General features: G+C 45.4%; 21 protein-coding genes and 3 tRNA genes. 16 read left to right on the top strand and 8 right to left on the bottom strand.

Features of this window, described 5'->3' with window-relative positions; translation table 11 throughout:
• Positions 1-131 precede the first annotated feature (131 nt).
• The 11 genes from B9J87_RS01850 to luxS all read left to right on the top strand — a co-directional run bounded on the left by B9J87_RS01850 (position 132) and on the right by luxS (position 10,680).
• Positions 132-208: transfer RNA gene (locus B9J87_RS01850), tRNA-Arg, on the top strand.
• 36 nt (positions 209-244) lie between these two features.
• Positions 245-321 (top strand) — tRNA-Arg (locus tag B9J87_RS01855).
• 66 nt (positions 322-387) lie between these two features.
• Positions 388-464: transfer RNA gene (locus B9J87_RS01860), tRNA-Arg, on the top strand.
• Positions 465-837: 373 nt separating this feature from the next.
• Positions 838-1,092 carry an oxaloacetate decarboxylase subunit gamma gene (locus B9J87_RS01865; RefSeq protein ID WP_038148642.1) on the top strand — a complete coding sequence of 85 codons (255 nt, stop codon included), beginning with the start codon at positions 838-840 and terminating at the stop codon, positions 1,090-1,092.
• A 30-nt stretch (positions 1,093-1,122) separates the two neighbouring features.
• Positions 1,123-2,901, top strand: a complete 1,779-nt coding sequence (gene oadA / locus B9J87_RS01870) for a sodium-extruding oxaloacetate decarboxylase subunit alpha (protein ID WP_094127980.1) — start codon at positions 1,123-1,125, stop codon at positions 2,899-2,901.
• A 9-nt stretch (positions 2,902-2,910) separates the two neighbouring features.
• The gene (locus tag B9J87_RS01875) at positions 2,911-4,041 is read left to right on the top strand and encodes a sodium ion-translocating decarboxylase subunit beta (protein ID WP_013857700.1); all 1,131 of its coding nucleotides are present in this window, start codon (positions 2,911-2,913) and stop codon (positions 4,039-4,041) included.
• 117 nt (positions 4,042-4,158) lie between these two features.
• Complete coding sequence (locus B9J87_RS01880) at positions 4,159-5,109, top strand: NADP-dependent oxidoreductase (protein WP_017045772.1); 951 nt, start codon at positions 4,159-4,161, stop codon at positions 5,107-5,109.
• Complete coding sequence (locus tag B9J87_RS01885; protein WP_013857698.1) at positions 5,103-5,564, top strand: YqaA family protein; 462 nt, start codon at positions 5,103-5,105, stop codon at positions 5,562-5,564. The genes B9J87_RS01880 and B9J87_RS01885 overlap by 7 nt, the downstream gene beginning before the upstream one ends.
• A 9-nt stretch (positions 5,565-5,573) precedes the next feature.
• The gene (locus B9J87_RS01890) at positions 5,574-8,429 is read left to right on the top strand and encodes a M16 family metallopeptidase (RefSeq protein ID WP_017045774.1); all 2,856 of its coding nucleotides are present in this window, start codon (positions 5,574-5,576) and stop codon (positions 8,427-8,429) included.
• A 102-nt stretch (positions 8,430-8,531) separates the two neighbouring features.
• On the top strand, positions 8,532-10,097 hold the full coding sequence (gene gshA, locus B9J87_RS01895; RefSeq protein WP_026027564.1) for a glutamate--cysteine ligase: 1,566 nt from the start codon (positions 8,532-8,534) through the stop codon (positions 10,095-10,097).
• A 64-nt stretch (positions 10,098-10,161) separates the two neighbouring features.
• Positions 10,162-10,680 (top strand): S-ribosylhomocysteine lyase, encoded by a 519-nt coding sequence (luxS, locus tag B9J87_RS01900; protein ID WP_010319518.1) that lies wholly within the window; start codon positions 10,162-10,164, stop codon positions 10,678-10,680.
• 83 nt (positions 10,681-10,763) lie between these two features.
• Here luxS and B9J87_RS01905 read toward each other — a convergent pair whose 3' ends face one another.
• Together B9J87_RS01905 and B9J87_RS01910 are read right to left on the bottom strand one after the other, a co-directional pair.
• Positions 10,764-12,038 (bottom strand): HlyC/CorC family transporter, encoded by a 1,275-nt coding sequence (locus B9J87_RS01905; protein WP_017046996.1) that lies wholly within the window; start codon positions 12,036-12,038, stop codon positions 10,764-10,766.
• 83 nt (positions 12,039-12,121) lie between these two features.
• A complete protein-coding gene (locus tag B9J87_RS01910) occupies positions 12,122-12,916 on the bottom strand; it encodes a cytochrome C assembly family protein (protein WP_026027563.1) in 795 nt (264 codons plus the stop codon).
• Between the two features lie 305 nt (positions 12,917-13,221).
• Here B9J87_RS01910 and ffh point away from each other — a divergent pair, with 305 nt between their 5' ends.
• From ffh to rplS, 5 genes are all read left to right on the top strand, one after another.
• Positions 13,222-14,604, top strand: coding sequence for a signal recognition particle protein (gene ffh / locus B9J87_RS01915; protein ID WP_019281904.1), 1,383 nt, complete (start codon positions 13,222-13,224; stop codon positions 14,602-14,604).
• Positions 14,605-14,818: 214 nt separating this feature from the next.
• A complete protein-coding gene (rpsP, locus tag B9J87_RS01920) occupies positions 14,819-15,067 on the top strand; it encodes a 30S ribosomal protein S16 (RefSeq protein ID WP_010319522.1) in 249 nt (82 codons plus the stop codon).
• 29 nt (positions 15,068-15,096) lie between these two features.
• Complete coding sequence (gene rimM / locus B9J87_RS01925; RefSeq protein ID WP_013857691.1) at positions 15,097-15,651, top strand: ribosome maturation factor RimM; 555 nt, start codon at positions 15,097-15,099, stop codon at positions 15,649-15,651.
• Positions 15,652-15,678: 27 nt separating this feature from the next.
• Positions 15,679-16,425 (top strand): tRNA (guanosine(37)-N1)-methyltransferase TrmD, encoded by a 747-nt coding sequence (gene trmD, locus B9J87_RS01930; RefSeq protein ID WP_010319524.1) that lies wholly within the window; start codon positions 15,679-15,681, stop codon positions 16,423-16,425.
• 41 nt (positions 16,426-16,466) lie between these two features.
• On the top strand, positions 16,467-16,820 hold the full coding sequence (rplS, locus tag B9J87_RS01935; protein ID WP_010319525.1) for a 50S ribosomal protein L19: 354 nt from the start codon (positions 16,467-16,469) through the stop codon (positions 16,818-16,820).
• Positions 16,821-16,889: 69 nt separating this feature from the next.
• Here the strand turns inward: rplS and yacG are convergent, their stop codons facing one another.
• The 6 genes from yacG to pilB all read right to left on the bottom strand — a co-directional run bounded on the left by yacG (position 16,890) and on the right by pilB (position 22,426).
• Positions 16,890-17,087, bottom strand: coding sequence for a DNA gyrase inhibitor YacG (yacG, locus tag B9J87_RS01940; protein ID WP_010319526.1), 198 nt, complete (start codon positions 17,085-17,087; stop codon positions 16,890-16,892).
• Positions 17,088-17,176: 89 nt separating this feature from the next.
• Positions 17,177-17,917, bottom strand: coding sequence for a cell division protein ZapD (zapD, locus tag B9J87_RS01945; RefSeq protein WP_013857689.1), 741 nt, complete (start codon positions 17,915-17,917; stop codon positions 17,177-17,179).
• Positions 17,918-17,949: 32 nt separating this feature from the next.
• Entirely contained in the window at positions 17,950-18,558 is a 609-nt protein-coding gene (coaE, locus tag B9J87_RS01950; protein WP_094149261.1) for a dephospho-CoA kinase, read from the bottom strand.
• Positions 18,549-19,430 (bottom strand): prepilin peptidase, encoded by an 882-nt coding sequence (locus tag B9J87_RS01955; protein WP_013857687.1) that lies wholly within the window; start codon positions 19,428-19,430, stop codon positions 18,549-18,551. Before B9J87_RS01955 ends, coaE begins: the two co-directional genes overlap by 10 nt.
• 38 nt (positions 19,431-19,468) lie before the next feature.
• Positions 19,469-20,695: a type II secretion system F family protein gene (locus B9J87_RS01960; protein ID WP_094149262.1), complete on the bottom strand. Its 1,227-nt coding sequence runs from the start codon at positions 20,693-20,695 to the stop codon at positions 19,469-19,471.
• A gap of 42 nt (positions 20,696-20,737) precedes the next feature.
• On the bottom strand, positions 20,738-22,426 hold the full coding sequence (pilB, locus tag B9J87_RS01965; RefSeq protein WP_094149263.1) for a type IV-A pilus assembly ATPase PilB: 1,689 nt from the start codon (positions 22,424-22,426) through the stop codon (positions 20,738-20,740).
• Positions 22,427-22,519 lie beyond the last annotated feature (93 nt).

The raw sequence follows: 22,519 nt of genomic DNA on the forward strand, positions 1-22,519 counted from the left end.
CAGCTGGATAGAGTACCTGGCTACGAACCAGGCGGTCGGAGGTTCGAATCCTCCAGGACGCGCCACTTATTCAAAGGGTCATTGCCCCTGATACTGTTAGCGATTATCGCTAATTAATATCAAAACTTTGCGCGCTCATAGCTCAGCTGGATAGAGTACCTGGCTACGAACCAGGCGGTCGGAGGTTCGAATCCTCCTGAGCGCGCCACTTATTTAAAGTTAGTGATACTGTCATTAACTCTGCGCGTCCTTAGCTCAGCTGGATAGAGTACCTGGCTACGAACCAGGCGGTCGGAGGTTCGAATCCTCCAGGACGCGCCACTTATTCAAAGGGTCATTGACCCTGATATTGTTAACGATTATCGCTGATTAATATCAAAACTTTGCGCGCTCATAGCTCAGCTGGATAGAGTACCTGGCTACGAACCAGGCGGTCGGAGGTTCGAATCCTCCTGAGCGCGCCATTTATTAAGAAGCCTCGCATTGTGCGGGGCTTTTTTTATGTTGGTTTTTTGTTGCTATTTTGTTAAATTGAAAATGGCAACTATTTGTTTTATCTTGTTAATCTGCAATGTTTTAACTTCCTCTCAGTATCTGCATCATTTTTTGATTAACGTAGCCATATTGGCTAGTTAAATGCCCTTCTTAATAGAGAAAATTCAGAGTTTTGTGATTTGTGTGAGTAATTGTTCGCCGATTTTGTGTGTTATCTACAAGAGTCCCTTAAACAAAATTGACAATTATTAACCAATCGAGATAATCCTAGTCCACTTGCCAAGATCGCATTTGTAAAAATGCGTAGCAATTGTTGTCAGGATGACACAGAAAGGAAGCAACATGACTACTATTGGAAGCCTATTAGTTGACGCCGCCACCCTTATGATTACGGGGATGGCTGTAGTCTTTATTTTTCTAACTATTCTCGTTTATCTCGTTCGGTTAATGTCAACCTTGGTACCTGAAGAAGTACCACAACCGATCGCAGCGCCGATTCAACATCGAAAAGTTCAACCAACCCCTTCAGCTGTGAGCCCGCAAATTGTGGCGGCAATTTCTGCAGCAGTGCATCAGCACCGCGCATTAGCTAAATAGCATAGAAAGGATGAAAAGGAGTTTATGAGCATGTCTAAACCACTAGCTATTACGGATGTGGTCCTTCGTGATGCCCATCAGTCACTATTTGCCACGCGCATGCGTATCGAAGACATGCTGCCTATTGCAGCAGAGCTCGATAAGATCGGTTATTGGTCACTGGAAACTTGGGGAGGAGCAACGTTTGATGCTTGTATCCGTTTTCTCGGTGAAGATCCATGGGAGCGTTTACGTTCGCTTAAGCAAGCGATGCCCAATACCCCAATGCAAATGTTGCTACGCGGCCAGAATTTACTAGGCTATCGCCACTATGCTGACGATGTTGTTGAAAAGTTTGTCGAACGAGCTCACGCGAATGGTATGGATGTTTTCCGTATTTTTGATGCGATGAATGATGTTCGCAATTTTGAAAAAGCGGTCAAAGCGACAATTGATGTTGGCGCACACGCGCAGGGCACACTGTCTTACACCACTAGCCCTGTTCATAATTCAGATACTTGGGTTGATCTTGCCAAGCGGTTGGAAGATCTCGGCTGCCACTCTTTGTGTATTAAAGATATGTCTGGGTTGCTCAAGCCGTATGAAGCTGAAGATCTGATCACCCGCATTAAATCCTCTTGTGCCGTGCCTTTAGCGCTGCACAGCCATGCAACGACTGGTCTTTCAGCGGCAACAGCCGTTAAAGCGGTAGAGGCTGGTATCGATATTTTGGATACCGCTATCTCGTCAATGAGCCAAACTTACGGGCACACACCAACCGAAACAGTGGTCGCTATGCTTGAAGGAACCGAGCGTGATACGGGTCTGAGCCTGACACAGCTTGAACCGATTGCCACTTATTTTCGTGAAGTGCGTAAGAAATACGCTAAATGGGAAGGGCAGTTAAAAGGTGTCGATTCTCGTATTCTTATTGCGCAGGTTCCTGGTGGTATGTTGACTAATATGGAAGGTCAACTAAAAGAACAAGGAGCGGCCGATCGCCTTGATGAGGTTCTTGAAGAGATCCCTCGTGTGCGAAAAGATTTAGGTTTCATTCCCCTTGTGACTCCAACATCTCAAATCGTGGGAACACAAGCGGTGATCAACGTCCTTACTGGTGAGCGCTATAAGAGCATCACGAAAGAAACTGCAGGGGTATTAAAAGGTGAATACGGTGCAACGCCTGCGCCAGTGAATATTGAGTTGCAAGCCAAGGTGTTGGGTAATCTTACGCCGATCACTTGCCGTCCAGCCGATTTGTTGGATGCAGAAATGGCCGTGTTGACCACTGAATTGCTCGAAAAGGCAAAAGCAGAGGGAATTTCATTAGCGGCAGATACGGTGGATGATGTTCTGACTTACGCATTGTTCCCACAAGTCGGTTTGAAGTTCTTGAAAAATCGTCACAATCCGGATGCATTTGAGCCTGCGCCAACCTTGGAGTCAGCCAAACCTACACCTGCTACCGTTGTGACAAAAGGTGGTATTGAAACCTACAGTGTTAAAGTGGATGGGCAAATTTACACGGTTGAAGTGGGGCCTCAAGGCCAGCTTAGCTCGATTTCTGCCAGCCAGTCTCAAGCAGCACAGTCACCAAGCGTGCCAGCAAGTAACAATGCAGAAGCCGTTCCTTCACCACTCGCTGGCAACATTTTTAAAGTGAATGTTCAAGCTGGTTCTGAGGTGTTAGAAGGGGATGTGTTAGTGATTCTGGAAGCGATGAAGATGGAAACCGAGATCCGTGCGGCACGTGGCGGTATTGTTCAAGATCTTCATGTCAAAGAGGGTGATGCTGTGACTGTTGGTGCACCATTGCTGAGCTTAGCGTAAGGGAGAACCATGGACGGATTACTGACCTTATGGTCTGAAACAGGGATCGCTAATTTTCAGCTAGGCCAAATCTGCATGATTTTGGTCGGTTGTTTACTGCTGTTTTTGGCTATTCGCAAAGGCTTTGAGCCACTGCTGTTATTGCCGATCGGCTTTGGTGCGATTTTAGCGAATATTCCGAATGCGGGTTTTACCGAACCCGGCGGTCTGCTTTATTACGTTTATCATGTTGGTATTGAGACGGGCGTTTTTCCACTGCTGATTTTTATGGGCGTGGGCGCGATGACCGATTTCGGGGCGTTGATTGCAAACCCTAAAACGTTATGGCTAGGTGCGGCCGCTCAGTTTGGTATTTTCGCCACCCTGTTTGGTGCGATATTACTCAACTATGTACCGGGTATGGAATTTACCATGGCCGATGCTGCGTCCATCGCCATCATTGGTGGAGCCGATGGCCCAACCGCTATTTTCCTTGCCAGTAAATTATCGCCGGATTTATTAGGTGCAATCGCTGTGGCGGCTTATAGCTATATGGCATTAGTTCCTATCATTCAGCCACCGATTATGAAGGCACTTACAACACCTGAAGAGCGAAAAATCAAAATGGCTCAGCTACGCCACGTTGGGAAGACAGAAAAAATACTGTTTCCTTTGGCGGTGCTATTGATGACGATTCTATTTTTACCGTCAGCAACGCCATTAGTGGGTATGTTCTGTCTAGGTAATTTAATGCGTGAATCGGGTGTGGTTGAGCGTCTATCCAAGACAGCGCAAAATGAACTGATCAACATCGTTACTATCTTCTTAGGCTTAGGCGTTGGTTCTAAACTGCAGGCTGATAAGTTTTTGAACTTGGAAACATTAGGTATTTTGGCGCTCGGTGCTATTGCTTTCAGTATTGGTACGGCTGGTGGTGTGTTGATGGCGAAAGTGCTTAATAAATTCTCGAAAGAGGATATTAATCCTCTTATTGGCGCTGCAGGTGTGTCTGCGGTACCGATGGCGGCGCGAGTAGTGAACAAAGTGGGGCTTGAAGCTAATCCACAGAACTTCTTACTGATGCACGCCATGGGGCCAAATGTAGCAGGTGTACTGGGCTCTGCTGTTGCAGCAGGTGTTTTGCTTGCTCTTGTTGGCTAAGCCTAGACGAGCTGATGGTTATTTTGCGAGCTAAAGATTAACTAGAAGCAATAAAATGGTATATATTCAAAGGGATGCTGAGGCATCCCTTTCTTTTTATCAATAGGGAAGTTTGACATGGATAATAAACAGATCGCAATTACTGAGTTTGGTGGACCAGAGGTGCTCGTTATTCAAACCAGTGACGTTCCTCAACCTAAAGCTGGCGAAGTGTTAGTGAAAGTGGCTTTTGCTGGTGTAAACCCTATTGATGTAAAAACTCGGGCGGGTCTGGGGTGGGCTGCAGCGCAAAACAAAGATAAGCTGCCATGGGTGCCAGGTTACGATATTTCTGGACAAGTTGTTGAGGTGGGGGAAGATAATCGCCGCTTTCAAATTGGAGATAATGTGGCGGGCTTTGTTGGGTTTCCGTTGCGTGGTGGCGGTTACAGCCAATATTTGTGTGTGGCAGAAAGTGAACTCAGCCTTGTTCCTGATGCTGTGACCTTAGAAGCAGCAGCAGTGCTGCCACTGGCAGGGCAAACGGCGGCGCAAGCCCTAAATAAAGCGCAAGTGAAAGAGGGGGATCGCGTATTGATCCTCGCGGGCGCCGGTGGTGTCGGGCACTTAGCGGTACAAATTGCTTTAGCAGCAAAAGCCGAAGTGTATACCACGTGCAGCGAACAAAATTTGGATTATTTAGCGACTCTTGGTGCTCATGCCATTAATTACAATTTTGCTCCTGCTTCACAGCGTTTAGAAGAAGTGGATGTGCTGATTGATTTAGTCGGGGGTGATGCGGCTCTCGACGCTTTGAAATGCTTGAAAGATCATGCGCGTGTCGTTACTGTTCCGACTCTAAGTGCTGAGCTTATTTGTGAAAAAGCAAAATTACTTGGTTTTGAAGCCACAGGCATGTTAGTTGATCCTAATCCTGAACAGCTTGATACCATGCTTTATATGGTCAGCGTTGGCTTATTGAAAACGGAAATTCAAGCTGTTTATCCGATGGCGGAAGTGGCTGCGGCTCATCAACAGATTGAAACAGGCCATACTCGAGGCAAAGTTCTTCTTGATATGAAATGTTAGACATTTTTAGCACCTATTTGGAACCGCTCTCGTATTGGTTTGCTGGCTCTGCTCTGTGGGTGCTTTTTTTTAGTGGTTTTCTCAGTGCTACCTTATTACCGGGAAGCTCAGAAGCGAGTTTATTCGCCACATTAAGTCTGAATCAATTTCCCGTATTTTGGGTTATCGCCGTTGCAAGCGCTGGCAATACCCTCGGCGGTCTGACCAACTATTGGCTCGGTATCTGGTTGCCTAATCGAACTGAAAGCGAAAAGCACGGTCATAAAGCGTTAGCTTGGCTCAATAAATATGGTTATTGGGCTCTCTTATTTAGTTGGCTACCTGTGGTGGGTGATGTGCTTTGTTTGGCCGCAGGTTGGCTACGCATGAAATTTTTACCTACTTTTGTCATTATTTTGATCGGCAAAGCACTGCGTTACATCATGCTTGCCGCTGTATTCTATGGTTTTTTCTAAGGAGCTGTTATGAGAAAAATTTGGCTAGGTGCCCTTTCTCTTATTGCCATTTATGGCTGTTCATCAACGGTCGCACCTATCGCTTTTTTTTCATCATTACCGAAAGGGGTTACGCTGATTGAGCAAGTGGATGCTCAACCAGAAAAAGTGATGATCCCTTATGCAAAATATCAGCTCGATAATGGTCTTACTGTCGTGCTCTCACCGGATCACTCAGATCCTTTAGTGCATGTCGATGTCACTTATCATGTGGGTTCGGCACGTGAAGAGGTTGGAAAATCAGGGTTTGCTCATTTCTTTGAACACATGATGTTTCAAGGAACGGAGCACGTTGGCGATCAAGAACATTTTCGTTTGATCACCGAAGCGGGAGGAACCATGAATGGGAGTACCAACCGTGACCGTACTAATTATTACCAAACCGTGCCTTCAAATCAGCTAGAAAAAGTGTTGTGGCTCGAATCTGATCGGATGGGATTTTTACTCAACGCGGTTTCTCAACGTAAATTTGAGATCCAACGTGACACAGTAAAAAACGAACGCGCACAAAACTACGACAACCGCCCCTATGGCTTGATGTGGGAAAAAATGGCGGAGGCGATGTATGCCGAAGGACACCCTTATTCATGGCAAACCATTGGTTATGTAGAAGATCTTGACCGAGTGGACGTCAACGATCTTAAAGCGTTTTTCTTACGTTGGTATGGGCCGAATAATGCGGTGCTGACCATTGGTGGCGATATTGATGTTCAGCAAACACTTGAATGGGTTAATCAATATTTTGGCACCATACCGGCAGGCCCAGCCGTTGATAACGCACCTAAACAGCCGGCCCAGTTGGCGCAAGATCGTTTCATTACCTTGGAAGATCGCATTCAGCAACCCATGGTTGTGGTGGGCTGGCCGACAGAATATCGCGGTGCTCAAAGCCAAGCCTCGTTAGATGCGCTTGCCAAAGTGTTAGGCAGCGGTACCAATAGTTATCTCTACCAAGCGTTAGTCAAAACTCAAAAAGCCGTCAATGCGGGTGCATTCCAAGATTGCGCCGAATTGGCTTGTACCTTCTATGTTTATGCCATGGCCCCTTCGGGTGAAAAGGCTCAACTTGCTCCCTTGTATCGAGAGTTAATGCAAACACTCAGTCAGTTTGAACAGCAAGGGGTAGATCAGAGTCGACTTGATCAAATTACCGGTATGGCGGAAGCGAATGCGGTATTTGCGCTGCAAAGCGTATCTGGAAAAGTGACGCAGCTTGCGTCCAACGAAACGTTTTATGGGCAGCCTGATCGCCTAGAGCAACAATTAGCTCAGATTCATGCGGTCACCCCAGAGTCAATTCAACAGGCTTATCATCGCTTCATTGCTCATCAACATAAGGTTACCTTAAGTGTTGTGCCTAAACATAAAGCCGATCTTGCCGTTCAAAAAGCTAATTTCGTACCACCTAAAAGAGTGCTGCCCGAGCATCAAACGATAACCGAAGATCAATTGGCTTATCGCCAGGTTGAAGATCAATTTGATCGCTCAATCATGCCTTCTGTGGCAAAAGGTGTGAAAGCACAAATGCCGACACTGTATGAACTCTATTTTGATAACGGTATTGAGTTATTAGCCACACAAACCAGCGAAACGCCGACCGTGCTAATTAATATCAATTTACCAGCAGGAGAGCGACATGCCGCGCGTGGCAAAGAAGGGTTAGCTAATTTAACCGCGGCGCTACTTGAAGAAGGTTCAACTCGACGCTCAGTGGAAGCCATTCAAGCTCAACTCGACACGTTAGGTTCGACTATCAGTGTTACTGCCAATGAGTATTCGACCAGTATTATGGTCTCTAGTTTGAAGAAGAATGTTGCAGCAACATTGGATGTGGTTGAAGAAGTTTTATTTCATCCTGCTTTCAAAGAGAGTGATTTTACACGGCTGAAGCAGCAGATGCTGGAAGGGTTGGTTTATCAGCATCAAACACCGGGATGGCTTGCTTCACAAGCTACTCGTCAAGTACTGTTTGGCAACTCTATTTTTGCGCGTTCAAGTGAAGGCACTGAACAATCACTAAACGATTTAACATTAGAAGATGTAAAACGCTTTTATGCGAAACATTACACGCCACATGGTACGCAAATCGTTGTCGTTGGCGACATTTCCAAAAAAGAGGTCGCTAAACAGTTAACCTTTTTAGGGCAGTGGCGTGGTGAAGCTTCTCCTTTGTTACGTCCCCAAGTGGTGAACTCACTGACAGAGCGGAAGATATATCTGGTTGATAAGCCTGATGCGCCGCAGAGCATCGTCCGTTTTGTGCGAAAAGGGTTGCCTTTCGATGCCACTGGCGAGCTTTTTCTCAGCCAACTGGCTAACTTCAATTTAGCGGGCAACTTTAACAGCCGCATTAATCAGAATTTGCGTGAAGATAAAGGCTACACCTATGGTGCTGGGAGTTATTTCGCGAGCAATCGAGAAGTGGGCGCTATTGTTTTCAATGCTCAAGTGCGTGCTGATGCCACAGTAGCTTCAATCGTTGAAATAGAAAAAGAGATGGCAACATTCAGTCAAAGTGGCTTAACCGACCAAGAGCTAAAATTTATGCGCCTTGCTGTCGGCCAACAAGATGCACTGACGTATGAAACACCATCACAAAAAGCGCAGTTGCTTAGTAATATTTTGACCTATAGTTTGGATGAAGATTACCTACAGCAACGAAATGAACTGGTAGAAAACGTAAAAAAATCAACGCTCAATAAACTCGCCGCTAAATGGTTTGCACCACAAGAGTATCAAATTATCGTGGTGGGTGATGCGAAAACGTTGAAGCCACAACTTGAAAAATTAGATATTCCCGTAGAAGAGCTTGAAATCATCCGCTAGAGTACACATTTATAGGGGGCAGATTGTTTGCCTCCATTCTACTCTCTTGCTGAGTTAGAGCCGCTTTCATTCGGATCATTCACCTATAAGCGAATCATTATTTTGACTAATTTTGCCGCACGACTTGAACAAGTCACTAAAAAATCAGAAGTGTTTAAGCAGTTTGGCCGAGGCGTTGAGCGTGAAACGTTACGCTATACCCCAGAAGGCTCGTTAGCTCTGACTCCTCATCCAGAAGCACTCGGCAGCGCATTAACCAACCGTTGGATCACCACTGATTTTGCGGAGTCATTGCTTGAATTTATTACACCAGTCTCTCATGACGTGCCGACTTTACTCTCACAACTGGCGGATATTCACCATTTTGCTCAAACCAAATTGGGTGACGAAAAGATGTGGCCGCTTTCTATGCCTTGTTATGTTGGCAGCGAAGATGATATCGAACTGGCGCAATATGGTTCATCGAATACGGGTAAAATGAAAACCCTTTATCGAGAAGGCTTAAAGCGTCGTTACGGCAGCTTAATGCAGATCATTTCTGGCGTACATTTCAATTTTTCATTTCCAGAATCATTTTGGGATGCCTTGCATGGCGAGCAAACTGAATCCCAGCGTACTGAGACAAAATCGGAAGCCTATTTTGGTGTGATTCGTAATTACTACCGTTTTGGCTGGCTTATTCCCTATTTCTTTGGCGCATCACCTGCGTTATGTTCATCGTTTGTGCGCGGACGTGAAAGCCATCTGCCATTTGAAAATATTGGTAAAACGCTTTATTTGCCTCATGCTACCTCGTTGCGCCTCAGTGATTTAGGTTATACCAATAGCGCGCAAAGTGGCTTGCAAATTGGTTTTAATAGCTTGGATCAATATCTAGAAGGGTTGAATCAGGCGATCCGCACTCCATCAAAAGAGTTTGCAGAACTAGGCGTGTATGTCGATGGTGAACATCGTCAGCTCAACAGCAATGTTTTGCAGATAGAAAACGAACTCTATGCACCGATCCGTCCTAAGCGTGTGGCCAAAAATGACGAAAAGCCGTCACAAGCGTTAGAGAGAGGCGGAGTCGAATACATCGAAGTGCGTTCGTTAGACGTAAACCCGTTTAGCCCGATTGGTATTACTGAAGATCAAGTGCGTTTTCTCGATCTGTTCCTCACTTGGACAGCTCTTTCAGATTCAGATCCGATGGACAATTGTGAGCTGGCATGTTGGCGAGATAACTGGAACAAAGTGATTTTAGAAGGTCGTAAACCGGGTTTAGAGTTACAAATTGGCTGTCGCGGAGAGAAACTGACGCTGCAAGCGTGGGCGCATAATGTATTCGATGACTTACGCAAAATAGCGCAAGTAATGGATAGCGCTTGTGGTGGCAACGCATACCAAGCCGTATGCGAGAAACTAAGCTCGTGGATTGATAATCCAGAATTAACCTTTTCCGCCCAACTACTTGAACAGACTAAACAGTTTGGAGGGCTCGGTAAGGTGGGTTGTGCATTAGGAGCCGAATACCGACAAGCCAACCTGGCACATCACTATCAAACTTATTCTGAGTCTGTGATGGAAGAGGAAGTGCTGCGTTCTCGAGCCGCTCAGCAACAGATAGAACAACACGATACTCAAAGTTTTGAAGAATTTCTTGAAAGCTATTTTTCGTACCTAAAATGATCTCTCGATCATAATCTAACATTGATAGGCAGAGCATCGCTCTTTGCCAAATAAGGAGAAAGCAATGCCATTACTCGACAGTTTTACTGTAGATCACACTCGTATGCATGCGCCTGCGGTACGTGTGGCAAAAAATATGCAGACGCCTAAAGGGGATACAATCACCGTATTTGATCTCCGTTTTACTGCCCCAAACAAAGATATTCTTTCAGAAAAAGGGATCCACACTTTAGAGCATTTATACGCTGGCTTTATGCGCGCGCACTTAAATGGTCATGATGTAGAAATCATCGACATCTCACCTATGGGCTGCCGCACAGGTTTTTACATGAGTTTGATTGGCGCGCCAACAGAAGCGCAAGTGGCGCAAGCGTGGTTAGCGGCGATGCATGATGTGCTAAAAGTAGAGAGCCAAGATCAGATCCCTGAACTAAACGAATACCAATGTGGTACAGCCTCAATGCACTCGTTAACAGAAGCTAAAGAGATTGCTCAAGCGATTATCACAGCAGGTATTGCGGTGAATAAAAATGATGAGCTTGCTTTACCTGAGTCGATGCTCAAAGAGCTGAAAGTGGATTAAAGATCGCCAGATCTGGCTCTTTAAAAACAAAAAGCTTGGCAGTGACCAAGCTTTTTTTCTTTCTTTTATGCAGTGACTGGCGATTAATGTTTTTTGGTTTTGCGTGGAAAGACTTTAACCTGCTTAATGCGGTTTTCTTCTACATCTACAATCTCCATCGCATGGCCAGAAACTTTGACACTTAAGTGGCTACTTGGAATATCTTCAAGGTGCTCCAAAAGTAAACCGTTTAAGGTTCTTGGGCCCGTCGTTGGCAGTTTCCACTTCAGCCCTTTGTTAATGTCACGGATATTTGCGCTGCCATCAATCAAGAAGCTGCCATCACTTTGTGGTGTAATTTCATCGGCTAAGCTTGGTGCCATCGAGGTTGTGAATTCCCCCACAATCTCTTCGAGAATATCTTCAACAGTGATCAAGCCATTGATATCACCGTATTCATCAACGATCAGGCCAATCCGCTCTTTGTTGCGTTGGAATTTAAGTAATTGTACGTTGAGCGGTGTGCCTTCCGGGATGAAGTAGACTTCATCAGCGGCACGTAAAATCATCTCTTTATTGAACTCTTTTTTTTCCAACATCAAACGAGAAGCATCACGAAGGCGCAATATGCCCACCGCTTCATCAATTTTGTCTCGGTAAAGCACCACGCGTCCGTGTGGCGAGTGAGTTAACTGACGCACGATAGATTTCCAATCATCGTTAATATTGATACCAGTAATTTCGTTACGTGGGATCATGATGTCGTTCACCGTGACATGTTCGAGATCGAGAATGGAAAGCAGCATATCTTGGTGGCGACGAGGAATAAGGCCACCCGCTTCGTTGACGACGGTTCTCAACTCTTCAGAGCTTAGATGATCCTCCGCCCCATGCTTGGCTTTAAGGCCTAGTAAGCGGATGAAACCATTGGTGATGAAGTTAATGAACATCACCAATGGTGACAATATCTTCATTAAGAAGGTCAGTAAGATGCTGCTGGCGTAAGAGACGCGTTCAGGGTAAAGCGCTGCTAATGTTTTTGGCGTCACTTCAGCAAAAACCAGAACGACCAACGTCAGCGCACCAGTGGCAATGGCCACTCCTAGATCCCCATAAAGGCGCATACCAATAATAGTGGCAATTGCAGAAGCTAAAATATTGACTAGGTTGTTGCCAATGAGGATCAAACCAATGAGGCGATCTGGACGATCAAGCAGTTTTTCGACACGCTTTGCACCTTTGTGGCCAGTATTGGCCAAGTGCTTTAAGCGGTAGCGGTTCAAAGACATCATGCCGGTTTCTGAACCTGAAAAATAAGCCGAAATTACGATGAGACCCGCGAGTAGTGCAAACAATATACCCGTTGAAATGTCGTCCAAAACGTGGTGTTTCCTTATAAATAGTGTGATTAAGTAATGATCTAATTAAATGAATGTGTCAATACGCTATCAAACGTGTTGAGTTAGCTCAAAATGATTTCTTTTACAAAACGGCTACCAAAGTAGGCCAGTGTGAGTAAGGTTGCACCAGCGACAGCAAACCAAGTCACTTTTCTACCGCGCCAACCTTTTCGGTAATGTCCCCACAACAATACAGAATAGACAACCCAAGCAATGAAAGACAAAATGCCTTTATGCGCTTTGCCTTGAGCAAACATATCACCGACAAAATCAAAACCAGTAATCAAGGTACCAGTAAGTAATACGTTACCTATCAAGATGATTTTAAACAGTTGCCTTTCTACCATCAGTAGTGGTGGCAAATTGGGGTTGATGGTTAGCATCTTCTTTTTCTTTAGCTTGTAGTCCAGCCAAGCCAATTGCAAAGCGTAGAGTGCGCCAATCGAAAGGGTTGAATACGAAAATAGTGCTAGAGAAATATGCAACAACAGTGGCGGATTGTTTTCTAAGTGAGTCATGAACATGCTGGGAAGAAATGAGGCGGCGCTGACGTTGATCGCGGCGAAGCTATACACCACCGGCAACAGAAACCACAATCGCGTTTTTAACATCGCAATGCTCATCACCAGTGAGATGATAAAGCTTATCAATGATGCCACATTGAGCATACTGAGGTTTTGCCCATTAGCGTTGAAGATTAAATCACTCAGTAACCACGCATGAAAAGCCAGCGCCAGTGCTGAACTGAACAATACTGTCTGCGCACGAATCCCAGTTTGATTAACTAAGCCTGGAATAATGGTCGCTATGGATAAAAAATACAAAATAGTGGCGACTATTGCGATTAAGTTTTCCATACTTCTTACAAAATGGTGGCTGAATTGGCGAATTATACCTTGCATCACGATAATGAGCTACGTTGGATACCGATTGATTTGACATATACCCACCTTAGTTGAAGTCATGGTGCAAATAATTAACAGGGTGAAGGCTTTTATTCGATAAATCGCAGAGATAACTCTTTTTGACCCCCCTGTTTTGGGGACCCAATGTTGCGTTTACGGGTTTAAGTCGCTTATCGCGAAGCGTCAATGGGTATGACTATTAGATTGGCTAAGGTATACTGACCCCAATTAATCGCCGAACTAGCGAAGAGACAACGATGTTTGAAAATTTAACGGATCGACTATCCAAGACGCTGAAAAATATCAGCGGCAAAGGCCGTCTCACCGAAGACAATATTAAAGAAACCCTACGCGAAGTGCGCATGGCGCTGCTTGAAGCGGACGTTGCACTGCCTGTAGTGCGTGATTTTGTCGCGCGCGTTAAAGAGGGCGCAGTGGGTGTTGAGGTGTCTAAATCGCTGACACCGGGACAAGAGTTCATCAAGATTGTTCAAGCGCAGCTTGAAGCGGTAATGGGCGAATCCAACGAAGCGCTTAACCTTGCAGCCCAGCCGCCAGCAGTGATTTTAATGGCGGGTTTACAAGGGGCGGGTAAAACCACCAGTGTTGGTAAGCTTGCTAAGCTGCTTAAAGAACGCGATAAAAAGAAAGTACTGGTGGTTTCGGCTGACGTTTATCGCCCAGCGGCGATAAAACAGCTTGAAACGCTAGCTAACGATCTGGACGTTGAATTTTTTCCTTCTTCAGCCGACCAAAAACCGATTGATATCGCCAATGCGGCCATTGACCATGCGAAGAAGAAATTCTTCGATGTGCTGATTGTCGACACTGCAGGCCGTCTTGCTATTGATGAACTGATGATGGCAGAGATCCAAGATCTGCATGCGGCGATTAATCCGATTGAAACATTGTTCGTTGTGGATGCCATGACGGGGCAAGATGCCGCGAACACCGCAAAAGCCTTTGGTGATGCGCTGCCGTTAACGGGGGTTATCTTAACCAAAGTTGATGGTGATGCTCGAGGTGGTGCCGCACTTTCCGTTCGTCATATCACCGGTAAACCGATTAAATTCTTAGGGGTCGGTGAAAAAACTGACGCGCTCGAGCCTTTCCATCCTGATCGTATTGCATCACGCATATTGGGAATGGGCGATGTTCTCTCATTAATTGAAGATCTACAACGTAATGTTGATCACGAGCAAGCAGAACGCCTAGCTAAAAAATTCAAGGAAAAGAAAGGATTTGATTTAGAAGATTTCCGCGAACAGCTCGGGCAAATGCAGAATATGGGCGGCATGATGGGCATGCTCGATAAATTGCCTGGCATGGCAAACCTACCAGCGAACGTGAAAGATAAGGTCGATGATAAGATGTTCAAGCAGATGGAAGCGATCATCTGTTCGATGACCATGCACGAGCGTCAGCACCCAGACATGATAAAAGGTTCACGTAAAAAACGTATCGCGACGGGTTCTGGCACCCAAGTACAAGATGTTAACCGCTTACTGAAACAGTTCACCCAAATGCAGAAAATGATGAAAAAAATGCAGAAAGGTGGCATGAAAGGCATGATGCGTAATATGCAAGGCATGATGGGCGGAATGGGTGGCATGGGCGGCGGCGGTTTCTTTGGTCGTTAACCTAACTCATTGCAATGCTTAAAATTTACTAAAGCGTGATGCTCATCACTGCAAAAGCATAATGCTTCTGCTGGTGAAAAAATAGCTAAACCCCTTGCAAAGCCTCGGAATAAGAGTAAAATTCCGAGGCTTTATTTTGGCACGAGACCCCAGACTGTTTTTCGTAAATGGTTTTTGGGGTTAATTTTATTATTGAGAAAGCAAAGAGGACGACATGGTAACCATTCGTTTGGCACGTCACGGCGCTAAAAAGCGTCCATTTTATCAAATCGTAGTTGCGGATAGCCGTAACGCAGTAACTGGCCGTTTCATCGAGAAAGTAGGTTTCTTTAATCCTACGGCTACTGGCCAAGAAGAAGGCCTACGTGTTGATCTAGATCGCGTTAACCATTGGGTTGGTCAAGGCGCATCTCTATCTGATCGCGTAGCTAAGCTAGTAAAAGACGCTCAAAAAGCGGCTTAATTCTTACTTTTATAGAAGAACATTAGCTTATGTCGATGAAAGGTAAAGAAACAATGAGCAAAGAAAACGAAAAGATTGTTATGGGCAAGTTTGGTGCTACCTATGGCATTCGTGGCTGGCTCAAAGTTTTTTCCTACACAGACGAAGCTGAAAGTATTTTTGATTACAGCCCTTGGTTTATTAACCAAAAAGGCCAGTGGATCGAGTACAAAGTAGAGAGTTGGAAGCGCCATGGTAAGAGTATGGTGGTAAAACTTGAAGGTTTAGATGTTCGAGAAGACGCACATCTACTCACCAACTTTGAAATTGCTATTGATCCCGCATCATTACCAGAATTGTCAGCAGATGAATTCTACTGGCGTGAATTGTTCGGTATGCAAGTTATTACCACCAAGGGGTATAACCTTGGTGAGGTCACTGACCTATTAGAAACTGGCTCCAACGATGTTCTGGTTGTGAAAGCGAATTTGAAAGATGCTTTTGGCCAAAAGGAACGGTTGGTACCGTACCTTGAAGAGCAAGTGATCAAGAATGTTGATCGCGAAGCTCGACGGATCGAAGTTGACTGGGATCCGGCATTCTAACTCTAAAATTTCAGAGCGAGAGAACACATGTGGGTTGGCGTTATAAGCCTATTTCCTGAAATGTTCCGTTCTGTTACTGATTTTGGAGTAACAGGTCAAGCGGTTAAAAAAGGTTTGCTGTCTATTGAAGCTTGGAATCCTCGAGATTTCACTCATGACAAACATCGCACCGTCGATGACAGACCTTACGGTGGTGGTCCTGGAATGCTCATGATGGTACAGCCTTTGCGCGATGCCATTCATGCAGCAAAACAAGCCGCACCGGGAAAGACGAAAGTCATTTACCTTTCTCCTCAAGGTCGAAAACTCGACCAAAAAGGAGTCGAAGAGCTGGCGACAAATGAGAACCTAGTTCTTATTTGCGGACGCTATGAAGGGGTAGATGAGCGTATCATCCAATCAGAAGTTGACGAAGAATGGTCGATTGGTGATTTTGTGATGACAGGCGGCGAACTGCCAGCCATGACGTTGATTGATTCTGTCTCTCGGTTTGTTCCGGGAGTATTAGGAGATTTCGCATCAGCAGAAGAGGATTCTTTTGCAAATGGCTTGCTAGATTGCCCGCACTATACGCGTCCTGAAGTGTTAGATGGAAAAGAAGTACCTGCGGTACTGAAATCCGGTAATCACGAGGATATTCGTCGCTGGCGGCTGAAACAGTCGTTGGGCCGAACTTGGCATAGAAGGCCAGAGCTCCTGGAAAACCTAGCTCTGACTGACGAACAGGAACTATTACTGGTTGAGTTCATTAAAGAAACTCAAATACATCAGTAACCTATTTAATTTAGTATCAGTTTATTCTAGGAATTTTTAAAATGAGTAACATCATCAAGGCTCTTGAAGAAGAGCAAATGAAACAAGGCCTACCTAAATTCGCACCAGGTGACACTGTTGTTGTTCAAGTTAAGGTAAAAGAAGGTGATCGTGAGCGTCTACAGGCTTTTGAAGGCGTTGTAATCGCAATCCGTAACCGTGGCCTACACTCTGCATTCACTGTTCGTAAGATCTCTAACGGTGAAGGTGTTGAGCGTACGTTCCAAACTCACTCTCCAGTGGTTGATAGCATTGAAGTTAAACGCCGCGGTGCAGTACGTCGTGCCAAACTGTACTACCTACGTGAGCGTTCTGGTAAGTCAGCTCGTATCAAAGAGAAACTTGCTAAGAAGTAATGCTATAAACTAGCGTTCTCATAGTAATAAACAGGGGTCGAGCAATCGGCCCCTGTTTTTATATGTGCGCTAATATTGATCTTCTGACCAACCATCACTGTCTGACATATCCGGTGCACCGGGAATACTTTTTTCCTCATCGGCCCACTCGCCAAAATCGATCATCTGACACTGTTTGGAACAAAAAGGACGATAAGGGCTCTGTTCTCCCCATTCGACATCGGCTTTGCACTGCGGGCATTTTACAATGGTAATTTTCTTTGACATAACGGACTTCAAGTAACGATGGATAGGCGTAAGTGTATTACCTAACGCAATGGAAAGTAAGAGTCAGTCGGGAATTGAAGCGGAATTGATTAACAGCAGACGGCGAGATCAAACTCGATATCGCGCCCTGTTGCTTGGCCTGATTGGAATTCGATAAATTTAATCGCGAAGCGATTTTTATGGCCAGAGATCATGGGATATACCCCATACTCAAGTGGGATCGACAAGCGCAAGATATTAGCGTCTTCGGCATCGCTTTGATAAAAACCTAATCGTGCTAGGCGTGCTTTAAAATGGCCCGTTTCGCGGGTTAACTTTAGCCAAAGTTGCAACGCATCTGATAACGGTCGCAGCGTTTCCATCCATTGGTGCGCATCTTGGGTCTTCTTTTCTATCGGAATGTGTAGCCAGTAGTGCAGGGCTGGCAGGTCAAAACAGCACGACCCGCCCGGTAAATTAAAACGTTGGCGAATCGTGCTTAAGAAACGATCTTCTTTGAGTGATTGACCAAAGCGTTCAGCGCTCATTAAATTACGATGCACCTCGTCGATCTCTTCAAGGAGCGATAGCAACATTTCTTGATCAACACCATCCACATTGAGCCAGCTACGGTAGTTCAAACGCTGTTTTTCAATATCTTTAGCCAACTCGCTTTTGAGTTGGATCTGTTCGAAGATTTCGAGTAAATCAAACAATGAACGAAAGAAGAGTTGGTGTTGAATACCGTCACGAAACTGAGCGGAATGCATCAACTGGTTAAGCAGCGCTTCGACTCTTAAATAGATACGAGTTTTTTCGTTCAGTGGGTGTTCAAACTTATGCGTGGTCATCTAGCTAGCCTTAGGTCCGGTCTGGGTTATTCTTACAGACTTAGGCTGCATATGGCTAGATACTTTTTGTGTAATTCTGTGATTTGAGGCAAAAGTTTTTGGTTTTCTGCGCTATTTTTAATCACATCGTCAGCGTATTGCAATCTTTGCTCACGGCTCGCTTGAGCGGCTAAGATCGAACGGACTTGTTGCTCTGATACCTTGTCTCTTGCCATAGTGCGAGCGATTTGGGTTTTTAGATCAACATCAACCACTAAGATGCGATCGACTAAGGTTTGTAGGTTATTTTCTATCAATAATGGCACAACTAATAAAGCATAAGGCGAGGTGGTTTTTGCTAAATCAGCAATCATTTTTGCACGGATCATTGGGTGAAGAAGCTGATTAAGCCAAGCCTTTTCTTGCTCATCAGCAAAGATCTTTTCTCTTAACTTGGTGCGATCTAATTGTCCATCGGGCTTTAATATGGTGAGGCCAAAGTGCGCGCAAATCGCCGTTAATCCTTCACTACCTAGTTCGACGACTTCTCGAGCGATGATGTCAGCATCCACGACATCAATCGAGAAATGCTGCTGAAATAAATGAGCAACGGTGCTTTTTCCGCTGGCAATCCCGCCTGTTAAACCCACCACTAACCCCATGACGATAACCCCATAATTGAACCTAAATACCAACTCATAATATCGTTACCCCACAGCAAGGTTAGCCAGCCAGCAATGGCGAGATAGGGGCCAAAAGGAAAGGCTTTGTCGATCCCTTTTTTTTGCAAGCGCAATTGAATTAGGCCAAAGACAATGCCAACCACAGATGACATGAGGATGATGATGGGCAGATATTGCCAGCCCAACCAAGCGCCGAGAGCAGCCAGCAGTTTGAAATCGCCATAACCCATTCCTTCTTTGCCTGTGACGAGTTTAAACAGCCAATAGACCGACCATAAGCTCAGATAGCCAGCAATGGCGCCGATCACCGCATCTTGCAAACTGACTGGGCTAATGTGCATCAATGATAAGCTGAGGCCCGCCCACAGTAGTGGCAGTGTCAGCTTGTCGGGTAATAGCATGGTATCGAAATCGATAAACGTCGCCGCGATGAGCACAAAAGTGAAAAACAATAGCGCTAGTGAAAAATAACTAAAACCGAAGTGGCTAGCCACGACAAAGCTCATACTGGCAGTGAGCAGTTCAATCAAAGGATAGCGTGCACTGATCGGGCCTTGGCAACGGGAACATTTCCCTTTTAAAAAGAGCCAACTGAGTAGCGGAATATTGTCAATAATACGGATTGGCGTATCACAGTGTGGGCAGCTAGAACGAGGGACACTGAGCGTGAGTTGCCCTTCCGGTGGCGCAATGTGATATTCGGGAAAGCAGTCAGCGCACTCTTGTCGCCATTCTCGCTCCATGATTTTAGGTAGACGATAAATGACCACATTGAGAAAACTCCCCACGATTAAGCCAAACAACGCTGCAAAAAGTGGAAAGAGCCAAGGGTAATAAATAAAAACTTCCATGCACAGACTCGATAATTAAAAGATTAGCAGTGCTAATACTATCCTAATACACTCATTAAGTTAAAGATGGGCAAGTACATTGCCACCACTAAACCGCCGACCACCGTACCCAAAAAGACAATGATCAATGGTTCGAGAATTTTGCCTAAGTTATCGACGGTATTATCGACTTCAAATTCGTAAATGGTGGCGACTTTATTGAGCATGTCATCCAATCGGCCTGATTCTTCACCAATCATCACCATTTGCAGCACCATTTCGGGAAAGGCTTCGGTATTACGCATCGCAATATACATTGGCATACCGGCTGCCGTATCACGATAGACCTCATTAATCGCCGTCTCAAAATGGACATTGCCAGCGGTTTTGGCTGTGGTTTTTAAGCTGGCTAAAATCGGAATGCCTGCACTAAAGCTGGTGGCGAGTGTGCGACTGAATTTAGCAATAGAGGCTTTGCCTATCACCCCGCCAAGAATGGGAAACTTTAATCCTAATCGGCTGGTTTTTAAGCGTATTAAAAAAGATTTTTGGCGTACTGCTTTCACGGCCATTGTGGTGAGGATTATGATGATGAGTACCCACAAACTGTAACTTTGCACCCAATGAGAGAGTTTCAATACTTGCTGTGTAAACCAAGGTAATTCGGCTCCGAATCCTTTGAACATGCTTTCAAACTCAGGGATCACCATAGTAAGCATTAAGTAAGAAACACCTAACGCGACCAACACCACCATGGTTGGGTAGATGAGCGCTTTAATGACTTTAGCGCGCAGTTGTTCACTTTTTTCTCGATAAGTCGCTAGCCGCTCAAACACTTCAGCCAAGTTACCTGACTGTTCACCTGTGTGAATGAGATCAACATACAAGGTATCGAAATGGGTGCTGGCGGTACGCATCGCTTTGGAAATTGGCGTTCCGGCTTCAACCCCTTTGGTGACTTGCGACAAAATGGATTTCATTTCGGCTTTGCGATGGTTATCTCCGACCAGTTTTAAGGCTTGCACGATGGGCACGCCCGTGGTCAGCATGGTCGCCAATTGGCGTGTCAGAATGGTGATGTCTCTGGCCTTCACGCGATGAGTCAAGCGGGTGATAAAAGAGACGCCCCCTTTTTTGATTTTTTTGATCTGAATGTGCTGTTCTTTAAGTTTGTCACGCACTTCCAGTTCGGTTAAAGCGAGAGTTTGGCCAGATACTTTTTTGCCCGAACTATTGATGCCTTTCCAACGATAATTTTTGAGTTCTGATTTGATTTTTGTGTTCATACAATAGAGTCACTCAATGGCTAGCTAAGAGGGATCAAAGCGTTAGAAATAGAGCACGCGTTGCAGCTCTTTGAAGCTGGTTACGCCGTTTTTGAGCTTTTCAATGCCAGATTCTTGTAGTGTCTGCATTCCGTTGGCTTTCGCGATCTGCTCTATTTGATGAATGCTTGCTTTTTGCATAATCGCTTTGGCCAGCTGTGGGTTAAACGCCATCACTTCATAAATGCCGACTCGACCTGAATAGCCCCCTGTGCATTCGTTGCAACCATGCGGGTTCGCTTCATAAATGGTTTCTGTCGCTAGCAGCTGAAAATGTTGCTGCAACTGCATTGAGGGCACGACGGCAATTTTGCAGTGCCGACAAAGGCGACGAGCTAAACGCTGGGCAATAATTAAACTGAGTGAAGAGGCTAAGTTAAACGCTTCAATTCCCATATTACTCAAGCGAATTACCGTTTCGGCGGCGGAGTTAGTATGCAAGGTAGAAAGAACTAAATGCCCGGTTTGTGCTGCTTTTACGGCAATTTCGGCAGTTTCTAAATCGCGGATTTCGCCAACCATCACAATGTCGGGATCTTGCCGTAAGAAGGAGCGTAATGCTTGCGCAAAGCCAAAGCCAATTTTTGGCTGCACTTGAACTTGGTTGATGCCGGATAAGTTAATTTCAACCGGATCTTCAGCGGTAGAAATGTTCACTTCAGCAGTATTTAAAATGTGTAGCCCCGTATAGAGCGAGACGGTTTTTCCGCTGCCCGTCGGGCCCGTCATTAAAATCATCCCTTGTGGTTTTTTCAGCGCAGCTAAGTAGAGTTGTTTTTGCTGGTCGTTATAACCCAATTTGTCGATATCTAAGTTAGCAGCACTGCTATCAAGTAGGCGCAGTACGATTTTTTCACCCCATAAAGTAGGGAGGCTGGAAACGCGCATATCGATGGCGGTGTCTTGATTCAACCGCAGTTTAATTCGTCCATCTTGTGGTAAGCGCCGCTCGGCAATATCGAGTTTGGATAAAATTTTAAGCCGCGCGGCAAGCCGGCGACTTAAGTTGCTTGAGGGACGCTGCGTTTCCACCAAAATACCATCACAGCGCAATCGTACTCGGTAAAGCGCTTCGTACGGTTCGAAATGGATATCGGATGCGCCTTTTCGCACCGCATCAAGCAGGATTTGGTTAATAAAGCGACTGACTGGGGCGTCATCTTGGCTGAGGTCTTCAATCGATTGAATCTCATCATCAGACAGCTTAACTAAGTTTGCCAGTTCATCTTGGCTGATCTCTTTCCCTGAAGAAGAGGATCCTTGAATTGTTCGGCCATACAAGCGCCGGATGGCTGCTTGCAGCGCTTTGTAGTCGGCTAAAACCAGTTCGACTTGTAAGCCTGTCGCAAAGCGAAAATCATCTTCCACTTGTAAATGGGTCGGGTCGGAAACTGCGATGGTCAGGGTTTGGCCATTATTGGCAATCGGCAGTGCTTGGTAACGGGTGATGAGATCACGCAAACCAAGCTGTTGGCAGAGCAGTGGGTAGTCGTAGCGGGTTAAGTCAGTGTCCGGTAGGCCAAAAAGGGTACTTAACTGCTCAGTCAGATCATGAGGATGGAAAAAATCCAAAGCGAGCAAAGCTTCTGGCACACTCGCACCAGACGCTTTGATATGTTCAATAACTGCGTGTTCTTGCGTCGGGCTCAATATCTGAGCCTGACGCAGAATCGCAGGGAGGTTGGTTAGCATTTTATCAAGGAATCGCTCTTAAGCATCCTTTAAGATCTTTTTCCAATAATGTTTTGGGAATATCATGCGTGCACTTCCAGCCTGAATTTGTAC

Source organism: Vibrio sp. V19_P1S1T109 (genome assembly GCF_002241375.1).
Classification (GTDB): Bacteria; Pseudomonadota; Gammaproteobacteria; order Enterobacterales; family Vibrionaceae; genus Vibrio; species Vibrio anguillarum.

Excerpts from the sequence above, each read along its gene's own strand:
- B9J87_RS01880 (WP_017045772.1), top strand. The coding sequence starts at position 4,159 with ATGGATAATAAACAGATCGCAATTACTGAGTTTGGTGGACCAGAGGTG.
- coaE (WP_094149261.1), bottom strand. The coding sequence starts at position 18,558 with ATGGGGTTAGTGGTGGGTTTAACAGGCGGGATTGCCAGCGGAAAAAGC.
- ffh (WP_019281904.1), top strand. The coding sequence starts at position 13,222 with ATGTTTGAAAATTTAACGGATCGACTATCCAAGACGCTGAAAAATATC.
- pilB (WP_094149263.1), bottom strand. The coding sequence starts at position 22,426 with ATGCTAACCAACCTCCCTGCGATTCTGCGTCAGGCTCAGATATTGAGC.
- B9J87_RS01890 (WP_017045774.1), top strand. The coding sequence starts at position 5,574 with ATGAGAAAAATTTGGCTAGGTGCCCTTTCTCTTATTGCCATTTATGGC.
- rpsP (WP_010319522.1), top strand. The coding sequence starts at position 14,819 with ATGGTAACCATTCGTTTGGCACGTCACGGCGCTAAAAAGCGTCCATTT.
- B9J87_RS01955 (WP_013857687.1), bottom strand. The coding sequence starts at position 19,430 with ATGGAAGTTTTTATTTATTACCCTTGGCTCTTTCCACTTTTTGCAGCG.
- rimM (WP_013857691.1), top strand. The coding sequence starts at position 15,097 with ATGTCGATGAAAGGTAAAGAAACAATGAGCAAAGAAAACGAAAAGATT.
- B9J87_RS01910 (WP_026027563.1), bottom strand. The coding sequence starts at position 12,916 with ATGGAAAACTTAATCGCAATAGTCGCCACTATTTTGTATTTTTTATCC.
- B9J87_RS01865 (WP_038148642.1), top strand. The coding sequence starts at position 838 with ATGACTACTATTGGAAGCCTATTAGTTGACGCCGCCACCCTTATGATT.
- zapD (WP_013857689.1), bottom strand. The coding sequence starts at position 17,917 with ATGACCACGCATAAGTTTGAACACCCACTGAACGAAAAAACTCGTATC.
- luxS (WP_010319518.1), top strand. The coding sequence starts at position 10,162 with ATGCCATTACTCGACAGTTTTACTGTAGATCACACTCGTATGCATGCG.
- B9J87_RS01960 (WP_094149262.1), bottom strand. The coding sequence starts at position 20,695 with ATGAACACAAAAATCAAATCAGAACTCAAAAATTATCGTTGGAAAGGC.
- yacG (WP_010319526.1), bottom strand. The coding sequence starts at position 17,087 with ATGTCAAAGAAAATTACCATTGTAAAATGCCCGCAGTGCAAAGCCGAT.
- B9J87_RS01885 (WP_013857698.1), top strand. The coding sequence starts at position 5,103 with ATGTTAGACATTTTTAGCACCTATTTGGAACCGCTCTCGTATTGGTTT.
- rplS (WP_010319525.1), top strand. The coding sequence starts at position 16,467 with ATGAGTAACATCATCAAGGCTCTTGAAGAAGAGCAAATGAAACAAGGC.
- trmD (WP_010319524.1), top strand. The coding sequence starts at position 15,679 with ATGTGGGTTGGCGTTATAAGCCTATTTCCTGAAATGTTCCGTTCTGTT.
- B9J87_RS01875 (WP_013857700.1), top strand. The coding sequence starts at position 2,911 with ATGGACGGATTACTGACCTTATGGTCTGAAACAGGGATCGCTAATTTT.
- oadA (WP_094127980.1), top strand. The coding sequence starts at position 1,123 with ATGTCTAAACCACTAGCTATTACGGATGTGGTCCTTCGTGATGCCCAT.